Annotated in this window: 15 protein-coding genes and 1 pseudogene; 8 read left to right on the top strand and 8 right to left on the bottom strand. The window is 65.1% G+C overall.

From position 1 onward, the window contains the following. Window positions 1-10: 10 nt before the first annotated feature. From JY451_01330 to JY451_01320, 3 genes are all read right to left on the bottom strand, one after another. Window positions 11-754, bottom strand: coding sequence for a thioredoxin domain-containing protein (locus JY451_01330; protein QZH75301.1), 744 nt, complete (start codon window positions 752-754; stop codon window positions 11-13). 117 nt (window positions 755-871) lie between these two features. Beyond that, entirely contained in the window at window positions 872-1,573 is a 702-nt protein-coding gene (locus JY451_01325; GenBank protein ID QZH75300.1) for a thioredoxin domain-containing protein, read from the bottom strand. Continuing rightward, window positions 1,570-2,124, bottom strand: coding sequence for a DUF721 domain-containing protein (locus tag JY451_01320; protein QZH76489.1), 555 nt, complete (start codon window positions 2,122-2,124; stop codon window positions 1,570-1,572). The genes JY451_01325 and JY451_01320 overlap by 4 nt, the downstream gene beginning before the upstream one ends. A 29-nt stretch (window positions 2,125-2,153) precedes the next feature. On the opposite strand from JY451_01320, the gene JY451_01315 reads away from it, so the two are divergent. Beyond that, window positions 2,154-3,197 (top strand): A/G-specific adenine glycosylase, encoded by a 1,044-nt coding sequence (locus JY451_01315; protein QZH75299.1) that lies wholly within the window; start codon window positions 2,154-2,156, stop codon window positions 3,195-3,197. A gap of 90 nt (window positions 3,198-3,287) precedes the next feature. Then, on the top strand, window positions 3,288-4,553 hold the full coding sequence (locus tag JY451_01310) for a DUF3391 domain-containing protein (GenBank protein QZH75298.1): 1,266 nt from the start codon (window positions 3,288-3,290) through the stop codon (window positions 4,551-4,553). 17 nt (window positions 4,554-4,570) lie between these two features. Here JY451_01310 and JY451_01305 read toward each other — a convergent pair. Further along, window positions 4,571-4,790, bottom strand: a pseudogene (locus JY451_01305) (hypothetical protein). A gap of 95 nt (window positions 4,791-4,885) precedes the next feature. On the opposite strand from JY451_01305, the gene JY451_01300 reads away from it, so the two are divergent. Genes JY451_01300 through JY451_01290 form a run of 3 tightly spaced genes read left to right on the top strand, consistent with a single transcriptional unit; the run spans window position 4,886 to window position 7,772 of the window. Further along, the gene (locus tag JY451_01300) at window positions 4,886-6,223 is read left to right on the top strand and encodes a beta-lactamase family protein (GenBank protein ID QZH75297.1); all 1,338 of its coding nucleotides are present in this window, start codon (window positions 4,886-4,888) and stop codon (window positions 6,221-6,223) included. Next, on the top strand, window positions 6,223-7,107 hold the full coding sequence (gene nudC, locus JY451_01295; protein ID QZH75296.1) for an NAD(+) diphosphatase: 885 nt from the start codon (window positions 6,223-6,225) through the stop codon (window positions 7,105-7,107). Before JY451_01300 ends, nudC begins: the two co-directional genes overlap by 1 nt. After that, a complete protein-coding gene (locus tag JY451_01290; protein QZH75295.1) occupies window positions 7,083-7,772 on the top strand; it encodes a DsbA family oxidoreductase in 690 nt (229 codons plus the stop codon). The genes nudC and JY451_01290 overlap by 25 nt, the downstream gene beginning before the upstream one ends. A gap of 15 nt (window positions 7,773-7,787) precedes the next feature. On the opposite strand, the gene JY451_01285 is transcribed toward JY451_01290, so the two are convergent. After that, window positions 7,788-8,036 carry a hypothetical protein gene (locus JY451_01285; GenBank protein QZH75294.1) on the bottom strand — a complete coding sequence of 83 codons (249 nt, stop codon included), beginning with the start codon at window positions 8,034-8,036 and terminating at the stop codon, window positions 7,788-7,790. A 118-nt stretch (window positions 8,037-8,154) separates the two neighbouring features. On the opposite strand from JY451_01285, the gene JY451_01280 reads away from it, so the two are divergent. Beyond that, the gene (locus JY451_01280; protein QZH75293.1) at window positions 8,155-9,075 is read left to right on the top strand and encodes a hypothetical protein; all 921 of its coding nucleotides are present in this window, start codon (window positions 8,155-8,157) and stop codon (window positions 9,073-9,075) included. Here JY451_01280 and JY451_01275 read toward each other — a convergent pair. Next, a complete protein-coding gene (locus JY451_01275) occupies window positions 9,072-9,473 on the bottom strand; it encodes a DUF1489 domain-containing protein (protein QZH76488.1) in 402 nt (133 codons plus the stop codon). The two genes, JY451_01280 and JY451_01275, sit on opposite strands and share 4 nt — an antisense overlap. Window positions 9,474-9,566: 93 nt before the next feature. Between JY451_01275 and JY451_01270 the strand changes: the two genes are divergently transcribed. Beyond that, the gene (locus tag JY451_01270; GenBank protein QZH75292.1) at window positions 9,567-10,496 is read left to right on the top strand and encodes a cyclase family protein; all 930 of its coding nucleotides are present in this window, start codon (window positions 9,567-9,569) and stop codon (window positions 10,494-10,496) included. A gap of 37 nt (window positions 10,497-10,533) precedes the next feature. On the opposite strand, the gene JY451_01265 is transcribed toward JY451_01270, so the two are convergent. Continuing rightward, a complete protein-coding gene (locus tag JY451_01265; protein ID QZH75291.1) occupies window positions 10,534-11,442 on the bottom strand; it encodes an OmpA family protein in 909 nt (302 codons plus the stop codon). A 265-nt stretch (window positions 11,443-11,707) separates the two neighbouring features. Next, window positions 11,708-13,126, bottom strand: a complete 1,419-nt coding sequence (gene mgtE / locus JY451_01260; protein ID QZH75290.1) for a magnesium transporter — start codon at window positions 13,124-13,126, stop codon at window positions 11,708-11,710. 113 nt (window positions 13,127-13,239) lie between these two features. Between mgtE and JY451_01255 the strand changes: the two genes are divergently transcribed. Further along, entirely contained in the window at window positions 13,240-13,704 is a 465-nt protein-coding gene (locus JY451_01255; protein ID QZH75289.1) for a peptidylprolyl isomerase, read from the top strand. Window positions 13,705-13,742: the final 38 nt, after the last annotated feature.

The following is a 13,742-nucleotide window of genomic DNA, read 5'->3' as shown; positions in this document are numbered from 1 at the left end:
AGCCCTGACTTTACTCGGTCCGCGCGCCGGCGCGTTGCAGCACCGGTTCGAGATCTTCCCAGTTGATCCCGTCCACTTTGGTGCCGTTGACGAAGAAGGTGGGCGTCCCGGTAACCTCGAATTCCTCACTTTGCTGGTCCGAACGGTCGCCGATCGCATCGACCGAAGCGGCATCCGCAAGGCAAGTGGCGGCCTGATCGCGGCTAATCCCGCGCGCGGCGAAGAAATCGTAGAAGCCGGATGCCTCGGCCACCAGCGGATAGAGCTGTTCGGGCGGCAGGCCCTCCGCCCCTTGCAAGGCCTGACTGCCAGCCTGCATCTGCTGCTGCAACGGGGCGAGGTTCAGCCACACCTGCTGCGATAACGGGTGGAAGCTTTCGGGGGCACCGCAGCGCACCAGCCGCGCTAGCGTGAGGTCGAACACGTTGTGCACCTGGTTACGCAGCTCGAAGGAGACGACGCCGGTGCTGACATATTCTTCCTTCAGCGGATCGGCACCGGTCTGCGCAAATGCCGCGCAGGCAGGGCAGGTGAGCGAGGCATATTCGACCACCTTGATCGGCGCTTCGGGATTGCCGAGCACGTAGCCGTCATACTCGCTGACGGCGACCGTCTCGGTCCAGCTGCTGCCTTCGGGCGCAGCGATCGCGGCGATCGGTTCGCTTTCAGCGACTTCGCCTTCCCCGCCGTTGCAGGCGGCAAGCGCCAGCGGCGCGGCGAGAGCGAAAAGAGCGAGGCGGGGCGAAATGGTCATGTCAGCAAGATTCCCGGTAGAAGGCGAAACCCGAGGTTAGACGTGTGTGGGGGAGCGGGCAAAGCGCCGGGGTTCGCGAAACGGCGCTTTTGCACAGGCTTTCCCCCTATTGGCCCCCTATTGTGTGGACTCGACGGGCATTTCCCGCGCGGCGGATAGGATCGGCTGCAGTGCAGACCAGCTGTGCACTTCCGGCAGCAGCGCGCCGTTGAGCGCGAAGCTGGGCGTGCCCGGCACGCCGAATTCCTGTCCGCTGGCGTTGGAAGCGGCGACAATCGCCTCGGCGCGCGCCTGATCGGAAAGGCAGGCGTCGAGTTCGGTGACCGAATAGCCCTGCGGCTCCATCAGCTCGTAAAAGTCGAGATCGCTGGCAATGGCGCGCAGCCGCTGGGGTATCCCCCCGGCGTTCCAGCGCGCCTGCTGCTCGGGCGACATTTCCTGCGCGCGGGTGAGCCAGGTGTCCTGCGAATGCAGCAGCACGCGGTGGTTGGCGAAGAAGTTCTCCTCCGGCCCGCATTCGGCCACCAGCGTTGCGGCGATATCGACTATGTTGCGGATGAACGGTCGCACTTCGCGTGCGGCGCGGCCTTCATGGACGTAGACGTAGCGCAGCTCGGCCTCGGCCTCCTGCTCGAAATGGGCGCAATGCGGGCAGGTGTAGCTGATGAATTCAATCAGTTGCAGCGGTGCTTCGGGATTGCCGACGCGGTGGCCGCTTTCGGTGGCGACATATTCGGCGTTCCAGTCCTGTGCCAGGGCGGGCGCAATGGGCAGGGCGAGTGCGGCGAGCGCAGCAGCCAAAGCCAGTCGTTTCATCACTCGTTTTCCTCCTTGTTCGCCACGCTGCGGGCGAGCGATTCCAGCACCGCGCGCAATTCCGGATCGCCGATATCGCGCAAGCCTTCGCCAAGGTCCATCGGAATGGGCTTGAGCGAGGGCGGAATGCCGCGCTTCTCTCCAGCAGGGGGTGGCTTAACCGCGCCTTGCCGCATCTTGATTTTCGCCACGGCCTTGTAGCCGAAAAAGCGGTTCACCCGCTCGATGATTTCGGGGATCACGTGCTGGATCAGCGGCGCGTGGGCCGGCAGCACTACCAGTTCGAGAATGCCGTCGGTCTTTTCGCCCATCGGGAAGCGGATGCATTCGGGCGCGCAGACCTTGGCGTGGTGCGGGCCGACGATCTCGGGCCAGCGGGTGACGACGCTCGACTGCACGAAGCCGAAGCGGCGGAAAGCGGCACGGCCGATCTGCGGCACGAGGTCCGCCACCGCCTTCGCCGGACCACCGCGGGGGCGCTCGTAAGGTTTGGCAGTGCGGCGCGGGCGGGCGGGGCTGCTGTTCCCCGGTTTCGGTGTGTCATCGCGTGGCATGGGAGGACGCTCCATGCCATAGGCGGGGCGTGTCCGCCACAGAGTCTTCAATCTCGTCATTGCTGCTGGAATGGTACGACGCCCATGCGCGCCGCTTGCCGTGGCGGGCTGCGCCGGGGGCAGCGCTGCCCGATCCCTACCGCGTGTGGCTGTCCGAAGTGATGCTGCAACAGACCACCGTGGCTGCGGTTGCGCCCTACTTTGGCACATTCGTGGGACGCTGGCCGACCGTTCAGACGCTCGCTGCGGCGCCGGAGGAAGAGGTGATGGCCGCCTGGGCGGGGCTGGGCTACTATTCGCGGGCGCGAAACCTTGTGCGCTGTGCGCGCGAGGTGGTGGATCTGGGGGGATTTCCATCCAGTGAGGCGGAACTGCGCAAGCTGCCAGGTCTGGGCGATTACACGGCGGCGGCGGTGGCCGCGATTGCCTTCGGCCAGCGCGCGGTGGTGGTGGACGCCAATGTCGAGCGGGTGGTCGCGCGATTGTTCGCCATTGCCGAGCCGTTGCCCGGCGCGCGCAAGGCGATCCGCGCGAAAGCCGATTCGATCACGCCGGAGACCCGCGCGGGCGATTTTGCCCAGGCCATGATGGATCTCGGCGCAACCATCTGCACCGCGCGCGACGCGAGGTGCCTGCTGTGCCCCGTGAGCACCCACTGCCGGGGGCGGGCGAGCGGCGATCCGCTGTGCCTGCCGGTGAAGGCCGCGAAAAAGGCCAAGCCAAGCCGGGTCGGCACCGCCTTCTGGATCGAGCGCGATGGCAAGGTCTGGCTGGTGCAGCGGGCAGGCAAGGGAATGCTCGGCGGAATGCGCGCCCTGCCAGATGACGGCTGGTCTGCCCGAGGCGACGGCCACGGCGATGCGCCCCTGAGCGGCGGCTGGAAAGGCGCGGGCGTGGTACGCCACAGCTTCACCCACTTCGATCTCGAACTGGGAGTGGCGGTCTTCGCCGGCGCTGCTGCTGCGCCGGAAGGCCAGGGCGAATGGTGGCCGCTGGACCGGCTGGAGGAGGCAGGCCTGCCGACGCTGTTTGCGAAAGCGGCGCGACAGGTGCTCGCCCATCGGCCTGACTAGGTGAAAGTACCTATTCGGTCCTGAGGCTTTTGCACCGGTGCTTCGGGCATGTGGACGGAAAGGTCCCATGTGGAAGGCACTGGTTTGACAATGTTGAAACGGGTCGCACTCTCCGAGCTGGAAACCGGCATGTACGTCCACAAGATGCTGGGCGGCTGGCTGGATCATCCATTCTGGAAAGCCAAATTCCTGATTGGCGACGCCAACCGGCTTGAGACGCTTCGCGCGAGCAGGCTCGAAGGCGTCATCATCGACACGGCGAAGGGCAAGGACATAAGGCTCGCAGACGAAGCGACGCCTGCGGCGGCAGTGCGCACTGGCTCGAAGGCCGCGCCCGGCAGGATCGGCGCGCTCCGGCAGCGCAAGTCGATCGAGCCGCCGCCGATCATGCCGACCAGCACCGCGCAGGAAGTGCAGGCGGCGGAGCATATTGCGGGCGCGGCGCAGAAATCGCTCTCTCGCGCATTCCTCGCAGCGCGGCTCGGCAAGGCCCTAAACGTGCGCGCGGTGGAACCGGTAGTCCGGGATGTCTACGATTCGGTCCGCCGCAATCCGCAGGCATTCAGCGGGCTGATGCGCTGCAAGCTGAGCAACGAGTTCGTCTATCGGCATGCGCTGGCCGTCAGCGCGCTGATGGTCTCGCTCGCGGCGAGAATGAAGCTGTCCGATCACGAAACCTATCAGGCCGGAATGGCCGGGCTGTTCCTCGATATCGGTACCAATTACCTGCCGAAGGAAATCGCGCCTGCCAATGGCGACTACCGCAATGCGGGTGCCAAGATCTGGGAGCAGCACGTCGTCCTGGGTCACAGGGCACTGGAAAACGAAGGCACAGTCCCGCGCCCGGTGCTGGAGGCCTGCCTGCACCATCACGAGCGGATGGACGGCACTGGCTTTCCGAAGGGGCTGAAGGCCGACGATATCGGCCAGCTCGCCCGTATGGCGGCGCTCTGTGACAGCTTCGATTACATGCTCACCGACAGCGCCGGTTCCAGCCCGCTCGACCCGGCGCAGGCCGTGCGTAAGCTGGTCGAGATGGAGGGCGCGTTCGATCCTGTGATTCTCCGCCAGTTCATCGAATCGGTCGGACTCTATCCGGTGGGTTCGTTCGTGCGGTTGCGCAGCGAACGGATCGCAATGGTGATAGACGAAGACAAGGAGGCCAATGCCAAACCCGTCGTGCAGGCCTTCTATTCGCTCGCCACAGGCAAGAAAATGAAGCCGCTGCGAATTATCCTCGCCGATAGTGACGAGGAAGACGAAATCGTTGATATTGCCGATCTATCGGGGCTCGATCTGGAAGCGCAGGAACGTCTGCGAGAAGTGCTGTTCCTCGGCGCACACAGCAGCGGCTGAGCCGCGCGTCGGATCGGCTACAGCAACCCGCCGCCCAGCATCAGCCGGATCACTGCAATGGCGAAGACCACCAGGCAGAAATTCCGCCCGCCGTTGCTGCTCGACAGCTGGCCCAGAATGATGCCCACCACCACGAAGGGGAGGGCGATCCAGTTGGCCCAGCCGAGCAGGGGAATTTGTGCGGGGATGACGATGATCAGCGAGAGCAGGCCTCAGGATCGAGGCGATGTTCAGCATGCGTTATAGATAGACAATACACCTCGCCATTGCAACCTTGCCGTGCCGGTTTCTGCCGCTAGGTTCACCCCCGAATCCTCATTGGCGAGTACACCATGACCAGCGAAATCCTGTTTTCCACCTTCTCCCGCCGGGCTGCCCTGCGCGGCGGAGCCATGCTCGGCGCGGGCGCTGCCTTTGCGGGGCTGCCGTTCTCCTCCTTCGCTTTCGGCCAGAGCGCCGATACTGCCAGTCGCTGGCCGGGAGTCGCACAGTTCGTTCGTTCCTACGTCGATGAGCGCAAGGTTTCCGGCATGGTCGCCGCGCTCGGCTGGGGGCAGAACGCGCCCGATTTCCTCGCCGCCGGGGATCGTACTTTCGGCGGGGCCAGCGCGGTCGGGCCGGATACGCTGTACCGCATCTATTCGATGACCAAGCCGATCACCGGCATGGCGACGATGATGTGCATCGATGAGGGGCTGATCGCGCTCGACCAGCCGTTGCACGAAATTCTCCCGGCCTTCCGCAACATGCAGGTGCAGAAGACCTATGACGGGGCGATCACGGCGGACAATCTGGAACCCGCCGTCCGCCCGATCACCATCCGCCACCTGCTGACGCACACCGCAGGTTTGGGTTATTCCATCGTCCAGCAGGGGCCGCTCAAAGCCGCCTACGAAGCGCGCGGATTGATCCCCGGCGCGATCAGCCGACTGGAAATGGCGCAGACGATTTTCGGCGGTGAGGCGACGCACAGCCTGGAAGATTTCGCCGACGGCCTCGCGGAAATGCCGCTGGTCTACCAGCCGGGCACCCGCTGGAGCTATTCGGTCAGCCTCGACCTGCTGGGCCGGGTGATTGAAGTAGCGAGCGGGCAGGCCTTCGATGCGTTCCTGCAAAGCCGGATTTTCGATCCCTGCGGCATGGCCTCCACCGGCTTCCGCGTGGCGCGGGAGGATGCCGGGCGGCTTGCGGCGAATTACTTCCTGCTCGGCGGAGTGCCGGTGCCGGTCGACCTGCCCAACAGTTCGGTGTTCCTCGATGAGCCAGCGTTCCCGTTCGGTGGGGCGGGGCTGGTTTCCTCGGCGCGCGATTATGACCGCTTCCTGCAAATGCTTGCAGGTTCGGGCGCGATCGACGGGCAGCAGGTGATGAGCGAGGCGGCGGTGCGGCTCGGTACCTCCGATCTGATGCCCGATACGCTGGCGGCCGATGGTGCCTTTTCCTTCGGCGAGCGCGCGTTCGGCTATGGCGCGGGCGGTCTGGTGGGACAGGGCGATGCGGCGGGGCTGTTCGGCTGGTTCGGCGCAGCGGGCACGGCGGGGCTGGTGAACACCAATTACGGCCTGAGGCACACGCTGATGACGCAATATATGCCCGCGCAGGAGTACGACGTGCAGGGCCGCTTCCCGCTGGTGGTGGCGCAGGATGCGGTGCGGATGCTGGCGAACTGATGGCATTCCCCATAGCGGCGATCACCGGCCACGGGATGGACCGGGATGATCGCACCCGTGCAGATCCCATGCTGCTCGCCGCGATGCGCGCGCGTGCCGATGCACGGGTGATGCGGCTCGACGGGCTGGTGCCGGTGGTGGAGGGCAATGCCCTGACCTTCGCACCGCTCGACACGCTGGCGCAGGATGCCGAACTGGTGTTCCTCGGCCTGCGAGACGGCGCGCCGCTGTTCGCCCCGGTCGCGCCCGAAGGCGATCTGCGACCCGCCTATGAAATGCGCGAAGGGCGGGCGATCATCATGTCGCTCGCCCCGCGCGATCTGGCAATCTACGCAGGCGCGCGCAGTCTGGTCGATTGGCACGCGCGGCACCGCTTCTGCGCCAATTGCGGCCAGCCGACCGCGATGAGCAAGGGCGGCTGGCAGCGCGATTGCGGTTCCTGCAAGGCGCAGCACTTCCCGCGCACCGATCCGGTGGCGATCATGCTGGTCGAACATGAGGGCGCGCTCTTGCTTGGCCGGAGCAACCGCTTTCCGCCGCGCAGCTATTCCGCGCTGGCGGGGTTTATCGAGCCCGGCGAAAGCGTGGAGGAAGCGGTGGCGCGCGAAGTGCTGGAGGAAGCGGGCGTGGTGGTGCGCGATGTGCGCTATGTCGCCAGCCAGCCATGGCCGTTCCCATCGCAATTGATGCTGGGTTGCCACGCGATTGCGGACAGCCGCGAGCTGGCGATCGATACGACCGAACTGGAAGACGCGCGCTGGTTCAGCCGCGCCGAAGTGGCCGAGGCGCTGGCCAAGGGGCGCGACGCGGAAAGCTTCGTCGCCCCGCCGCCCGAGGCTATCGCGCATACCTTGCTGGCATGGTGGCTGGAGGAGGGACAGTGAACACGCTCGATGTGGATATCTGGTCCGATGTTTCGTGCCCGTGGTGCGCCATCGGCTACGCCCAGTTCGCCAGGGCGCTCGAACTGGTGGCGGACGATGTGGCGGTGACGGTGCGGTGGATGCCGTTCGAACTCGCACCCGACCTGCCGCCCGAAGGTCGTTCGCAGGCAGAGCATCTGGGTGAAGTCTACGGTCGCACGCCCGAAGAGGTGGCGGCAGTGCGCGAGGAGATCGAGGCGAAGGCAGAGGCGGCAGGATCCCCGCTCGCCTTCGCAGGCGATGACGAGTTGCCTACTGCGATGATGTGGAACACCAACGCCGCGCACCGGCTGCTGCGCTGGGCGCTGGCGTGGAAAGGCCCGGAAGTGCAGACCGCGCTCAAGCTGGCGCTGTTCGACGCGCATTTCCGCCACCGCCGCAACATTTCCGATCCAGCCGTGCTGGCCGAGATCGCCGGGTCGATCCCCGAACTCTGGGCCGAGGGCGCGCTGGATGCGCTGGCCGACGAAACCCTCACCATGGCAGTGAAGTTCGAGGAAAAGCGCGGGCGCGACAGCGGTGTCAACGCCGTGCCGACGTTCGTAGTGGCGAACAAGTACGTGCTGCAAGGCGCGCAGGAGCCTGAGCAATTTGCCAAGGCGCTGGTGCAGATCGCGCAGCTGTAAGCGGCGGCCTAAGGCTCAGGACTTGTTTCGCTTGTCCTGGATTTCGGCGCGGGTTTTCGGCCCCTTTTTCGCATCCTCTTCCGGATTGTCGCTGCCGATGACGGGTTCGCGGTTATCGGGGTCGGTCGCACGGTTCAGTTCGCCGCGCGTGCCGACGTCTCGCGCAACGTTCCCGCCGCCGCGGCTCTGCTGGCTGGGCGTGGAACCGTCCTGCATTTCATCGATCAACTTGTTATCGGGATGGCGGCTCTGGCGTTCGGGCATCTGATTGTCTCCTTTCCTTGCCAACGGGCAAGCAGGGCCAGTCGTTCCGCATACATTTCGCGTTCATCTCTGCTGCCGTCCAAAGTTGCGCATCGCAACAAGACGGGATTCAAGGCTCATGCGCCGCCTCTTCACCCTCGCCGCCATGTTCGCCCTTCCTGCTGCAGCGCAGGCGCAACGGGTCGATCTTGAAGAGACCGAACTGGTCGTCAACGCGGGCGGACCGGTGGGCGTGACAATCAACGATCACCCGGTGCGCCTCCTGATTGCGCCAGATGCCGTGTCGGCCGTCGCGGTAAATGCCGATACGGCGGCGCGGCTGGGGCTGGAGCCGAGCATGGTCGGCTTCATCTTCGTGATCGGCAGCACTCGCTTGCCGTTCAATACCGATACGGTCCGCTATCAGATGCATGGCGGCAGCTTCCGCCGCCGCACGGCCTATAGCGATGCGCAAATCGTCGATGGCGCGGACGGGGTGGTGGCACCGGGGCACCTGCCGCAGCAGCGTGTGGTGCTCAACTTGCGGGCCGGTGCGCCCGAAGACCGGGCGCTGGTCTTCCCGCTGGAACGGATGGGGCGTAGCCTCGTCGGCACAGTGCTCGATGTCGGCGGTGTGCCGATCCATGTCGCCTTCAGCTTCGACCGGCCCGAAAGCCTTGTCACCGCCACCGGCGGCCGGATGATCGCCGACGATCTCGGCGGTTACTTCACCGGCGAGGCGCGGGATATGACCGTGCTCTATCGCGTCAGCCGCCCGGTGCGCCCGCTGGCGCTGCGGCAGCCGCTGATGCTCGGCGAACTCGAAGTCCGCAATCTGGCGGTGCGGGTGGGTGACCACGGCAATGCCGAAGGGATCGACGAGGCTGCCCCGCAGCAGGGCGATCCGGACGAAATCGTCGTTACCGCCAACACCGGCGATATGCCCCGCCAGCGACTCTATCTCGGCATGGACACGATCGGCCACTGCGCCAGCCTCACCTATGACTTCGCGGCAGAGACGCTCACCCTGATGTGCCCGCCACAGCCGCCAGCAGGCTAGATCAGCCCCAGCCGGGTCAGCTTGCCCGCCAGCTTGCCGGGAATGATCTCGCCGATGTCCTCGCCCTCGTCCAAGTCGCGCGGCGGCGTGCCCTTGAGGTAGCGCCATCCTTGATGCGCGCGCTTTGGGCGCGGCATGACCGCCACCAGCTTGGGTTCGATCATGATCCACCAGCGCCCGTCGGGCTGTTGTTCGTAAGAGAGGATCTGCGAACGGGCGACAATGTTGTGTTCGTGAATCCAGTACAGCGAACCGCCGATGGTTTCCTCCCACCGCGTCGGGCGATAGCGGGTGTGGACGCCGAAATGGGTGCGGTTGGCGTACCACTCGGCAATATCGGCGAACGACTTCGCGCCGAAAGCGATCTTGGTGAGATTGAGCGGTTGTTTGGCAGCCATCATGCCAAGATAGACCTTCGCCAGCCCCTCTCAAGGCTTGCCAGCCCGCCATCCCCGGCGCAGTCTGCGGCCAAAGAGACAAGGGGAGAATTTATGCGGAAATGGATTGCCATCACTGCATTGGCGCTGGCGCCTTGCCAGCCAGTTTGGGCGCAGGAAGCGGCCGAGTCCGAAACCGAAGCGTCGCAGTTCGCGGACACCCCCGATGTCGGCTCCATCGCCAATATCACCCCGGAGATGGTGCGCGGCGCGGCGGAGCTAGTGACCGAAGGCAAGGTCTATCGCCTCGGGATCGTCAGCGGGCGCGACACGCCGGTGTGGGGCCCGCGCGAATACGATATCGAGATTATCGATCTGGGGGTCAACGGCCCCAACCGGGTGACCGGCCATGACGACCGGGTCAGCACCCACATGGGCATCGGCACCCAGATCGACGGGCTGGGCCATATCGGGCTGGACGGCGTGCATTACGGCGGCGTCCCCGCCAGCGAGATCATGCGGCCGGACGGGCTGGTGCGCTACGGTGCGGAGAACCTGCCGCCGATCGTCACCCGCGGGGTGCTGATAAACATGGCGGCCCACGCCGGGGTGGAGGTTCTCGAACCGCTGGCGAGCTTCGGCGCGGCGGAGATCCAGGCAGCGGCAGCGGCGCAGGGCGTGACGGTGCGGCGCGGTGACGTGGTGCTGTTCCACACCGGCTGGCTGAGCCGCATCGGCGAGCGCGAGGTCTTCGTCAACCAGGCTCCCGGCCTCAACGAGAATGGCGCGCAATGGCTCGTGGAGCAGGGCGTTGTCGCCGTCGGGCATGACACGGCCTCGGGCGAAACCAACGCCCCGTCACCGGACGGGCGCATACTGACCGTCCACGCGCTGCTAATCGCGCAGCACGGGGTGTATATATTGGAGACGGTGGACACCCGCGAACTGGCGGCGGACGGGGTGCACGAATTCCTGTTTGTGCTCGGTGCGCCGAGACTCGAGGGCAACGTGCAGGCGATCGTCAATCCGGTGGCGATCCGCTGACGTTGGGGGGCGAGCGATTGCCCGCCCCTCTTGTCGATCACATTCCTTCGACAGCCTTGCTGACGAGGATGTTCACCGAAACGCGCCGGTTCTGCGCCCGGCCGGCGGCGCTTTCGTTATCCGCTGCCGGATCGGCTTCGGCCATGCCGGTGGGGGTCAGCATCCGCCAAGGCGCCCAGCCGCATTCCTGCTGCAGATGGTTGACCACGCGGCCTGCGCGGCGTTCGCTAAGGGTCTGGTTGTATTCCTGATCTCCGACGGAATCAGTGTAGCCGACCACCAGCAGCAGCGCGTTGTCGGTCGCTTCGGCCTGTGCCGCCGTGGCGCACAGTTCGCTTCGCGCGGCGGGGGACAATTCCCAGCGTCCGGTATCGAAATAGGCATTGGTGCTGGCCAGCACATTGTACTGGTCGATATTGGCCACCCGCCCGCGCAGGGCCTCGGTTGCGGCAGCGTTCACTTCGATGGCCGCTTCGTTCATGCCGAAGCGCTGTTCAGTGCCAGTGCGGATCATCGTGGCGGTTTCGAGATCGTTATCGCTTAGGCGAATGCGCCGCGCGAGCAAGCCGTTCTCCCATTGCACCGTTTCCACCGTCACCGGCAGGCCATTGAGCAGCTGGTTTGCTGCCAACGTGGTGCGGTTGAGGCCAAGGAAGCCACCGCGAGCGCGGATTTCGGTGGCGGGGGCCAGCGCAATGGTGGAGACGGTGCCATCGGTGGCGGTGATTTCCACTTCGCTGCCGTTGCGTGCGGAAATGAAGCCTTCGATGTCCGGACCTTCGGTCAGTTCGGAGAGGTCGCCCGGCGGTGTGCCATAGACATTGATGTCAGTCTCGCTCGTGGCGCTTGCATCGGGCAATTCCTGCGCAATGCCCGCGCTCCACGCCGGCACGGCCATGGCGGCAAACAGAATGGCGGCCAGCGGCCGGTTCGAAATCTTACGCATAAATCTGCTCCTTCAGTCCCATTTCGCAAGGCCGCGCGGCGCACGACCGATTGTCCGGCCGCCAGCGACTGGCGAACCGGTTAAACCCGATAAACATTCCCCCGCTGATCTGTTCGACGTGCAGGATTTCCTGGACGCCCCCGCGAACCGAGTGTTCCCGCCAATCTTTCGCGCTGATGAACGGAATCGCCGGCAAATCCGATTGTCCGGATGATCGGGGCGCGTTGTGCGACGAAGCGAAGCGAGGCTCGCGCGCCTCGTCACCTCACATCGTGGCGAGGCCTGCCGCCACGGCCAGCCCGAGGAAGGCGAAAAAGCCCATTGAATCGGTAATCATGGTGACGAACACGCTCGATGCGACTGCCGGGTCCTGATTCAGCCGCTCGAAGGCGACCGGCACCAGGACCCCCGCCATTCCCGAAACGATGATGTTGACGATCATCGCCGCGGCAATCACGCCGCCGAGCTGCGGGCTGAACAGCAACGCCGTCGCAATGCCGATCAGCACGGCGATAGTCGCCCCGTTCATCAGCGCCACTTTCAACTCGCGGATGAGAATGCGCTTCGTGTTGGAACGGGTAAGCTGGTTCATCGCGATGGCGCGCACCGTGACGGCCATCGTTTGCGTGCCGGCATTGCCGCCGATGCTGGCGACGATGGGCATGAGGATGGCGAGCGCCACCAGTTGCTCGATCGCCGCCCCGAACGCGGCAATGATTGCGCTGGCCACCACGGCCGTGCCCAGATTGGCGATCAGCCAGCGCACTCGCGCCGAATAGGCATCGCGCAGCGGTTCGTTGATGTCGCCATCGCCCGCCCCGCTCATCAGCAACGCGTCCTCGCCCGCTTCTTCCTGGATGATGTGGACGATATCGTCGACCGTCAACTGGCCCACCAGCCGCCCGTCATCATCGACTACGGCGGCAGAGATCAGCGCGTATTTCTGGAACCGTAGCGCCACTTCTTCCTGGTCCATATCGACCGGGATCAGCGTCTGGTCGCGCTTCATCACATCGGAAAGGGCAATGCTGCGCGGAGTGCGCAGTATCCAGCTAAGCTGGCACGAACCGACCGGGTGGTAGCGGTGGTCGACAACGAACACTTCCCAGAACTCGGTCGGCAATTCGTCGTTGCTGCGCAGGTAATCGATCAGATCGCCGACGGTCATGCTTTCAGGCACGGCCACCAGCTCGCGCTGCATCAGCCGCCCGGCGGTCTCCTCGTCGTAAGCCAGCGCACTTTCGATGGCCGCGCGATCTTCGGGTTCGATCTCCGCGAGGATAGCCCGGCGGTCGTCGAGATCGAGATCCTCGATCAGCTGCACCGCATCGTCGGTGTCGAGCTGTTCGACGATTTCGGCCACCAATGCGGCGGGCAGGTCTTCGACCATGTCCTCGCGCACGTAATCGTTGAGCTCGGCGATCACCTCGCTGCTCATCAGATCGGTGATGGCGGCGGCCAGATCGCGGCGTTCGTCCCGCTCCAGCAGCTCGAGCAGGTCGGCGATGTCGGCGGGGTGGAGCGGTTCGACGAGATCGTAGACGCTGTCTTCTATGTCGTCATACAGCGCGTCGCGCACCTTTCGGACGAACTGCGGAGTCAGCCGGTTTTCCTCGTCAAACTGCTCGCCTTCACCCTGCACCGGGGTTTCGGTTTCATGTTCGCGAAGATCGGTCTCGGCCATGCGCGCCGGTCTATTGCGCTGTGCTGCAAAAGCAAGCGCGCCTGCCCCGCCAAGGGTGACAATCCGTGCGTTACCCCTATATGGGCGCGAACCAATCCTAGGAGACTAACCAAATGGCCGACGAAAAGCTCACCTTCACCCTCGATTGCGGCGACGGGAAGGGCGGGGATGTGGTGATCAAGCTGCGCCCCGATCTCGCCCCCGGCCACGTGGCCAGGATCACCGAACTGGCGAAGGACGGCTTTTACGATGGCGTGGTGTTTCACCGCGTGATCCCCGGCTTCATGGCGCAGGGCGGCGATCCTACCGGCACCGGCATGAGCGGTTCCGACAAGCCGAACCTGAAGCAGGAATTCAACGACCTTCCGCACGTTCGCGGCGTCTGCTCGATGGCGCGGACGCAGAATCCGGATACGGCGAACAGCCAGTTCTTCATCTGCCTCGATGACGCACGCTTCCTCGACCGGCAGTATACCGCCTGGGGCGAAGTCGAGAGCGGCATGGAACATGTCGACGCACTGCCCAAGGGCGAACCGCCCGCAAGCCCCGGCAAGATCGTCAAGGCGACGGTGGCTTAAGCAAGACCCCGCCCAGCAGATCGAAAAGGGGCACTCGC

The organism is Erythrobacter sp. (genome assembly GCA_019739335.1).
GTDB lineage: Bacteria > Pseudomonadota > Alphaproteobacteria > Sphingomonadales > Sphingomonadaceae > Alteraurantiacibacter.
This window is presented reverse-complemented; position numbering and strand designations above follow the sequence as displayed.

Excerpts from the sequence above, each read along its gene's own strand:
- JY451_01330 (QZH75301.1), bottom strand. The coding sequence starts at position 754 with ATGACCATTTCGCCCCGCCTCGCTCTTTTCGCTCTCGCCGCGCCGCTG.
- JY451_01320 (QZH76489.1), bottom strand. The coding sequence starts at position 2,124 with ATGCCACGCGATGACACACCGAAACCGGGGAACAGCAGCCCCGCCCGC.
- JY451_01310 (QZH75298.1), top strand. The coding sequence starts at position 3,288 with ATGTTGAAACGGGTCGCACTCTCCGAGCTGGAAACCGGCATGTACGTC.
- JY451_01300 (QZH75297.1), top strand. The coding sequence starts at position 4,886 with ATGACCAGCGAAATCCTGTTTTCCACCTTCTCCCGCCGGGCTGCCCTG.
- nudC (QZH75296.1), top strand. The coding sequence starts at position 6,223 with ATGGCATTCCCCATAGCGGCGATCACCGGCCACGGGATGGACCGGGAT.
- JY451_01290 (QZH75295.1), top strand. The coding sequence starts at position 7,083 with ATGGTGGCTGGAGGAGGGACAGTGAACACGCTCGATGTGGATATCTGG.
- JY451_01285 (QZH75294.1), bottom strand. The coding sequence starts at position 8,036 with ATGCCCGAACGCCAGAGCCGCCATCCCGATAACAAGTTGATCGATGAA.
- JY451_01280 (QZH75293.1), top strand. The coding sequence starts at position 8,155 with ATGCGCCGCCTCTTCACCCTCGCCGCCATGTTCGCCCTTCCTGCTGCA.
- JY451_01275 (QZH76488.1), bottom strand. The coding sequence starts at position 9,473 with ATGGCTGCCAAACAACCGCTCAATCTCACCAAGATCGCTTTCGGCGCG.
- JY451_01270 (QZH75292.1), top strand. The coding sequence starts at position 9,567 with ATGCGGAAATGGATTGCCATCACTGCATTGGCGCTGGCGCCTTGCCAG.
- JY451_01265 (QZH75291.1), bottom strand. The coding sequence starts at position 11,442 with ATGCGTAAGATTTCGAACCGGCCGCTGGCCGCCATTCTGTTTGCCGCC.
- mgtE (QZH75290.1), bottom strand. The coding sequence starts at position 13,126 with ATGGCCGAGACCGATCTTCGCGAACATGAAACCGAAACCCCGGTGCAG.
- JY451_01255 (QZH75289.1), top strand. The coding sequence starts at position 13,240 with ATGGCCGACGAAAAGCTCACCTTCACCCTCGATTGCGGCGACGGGAAG.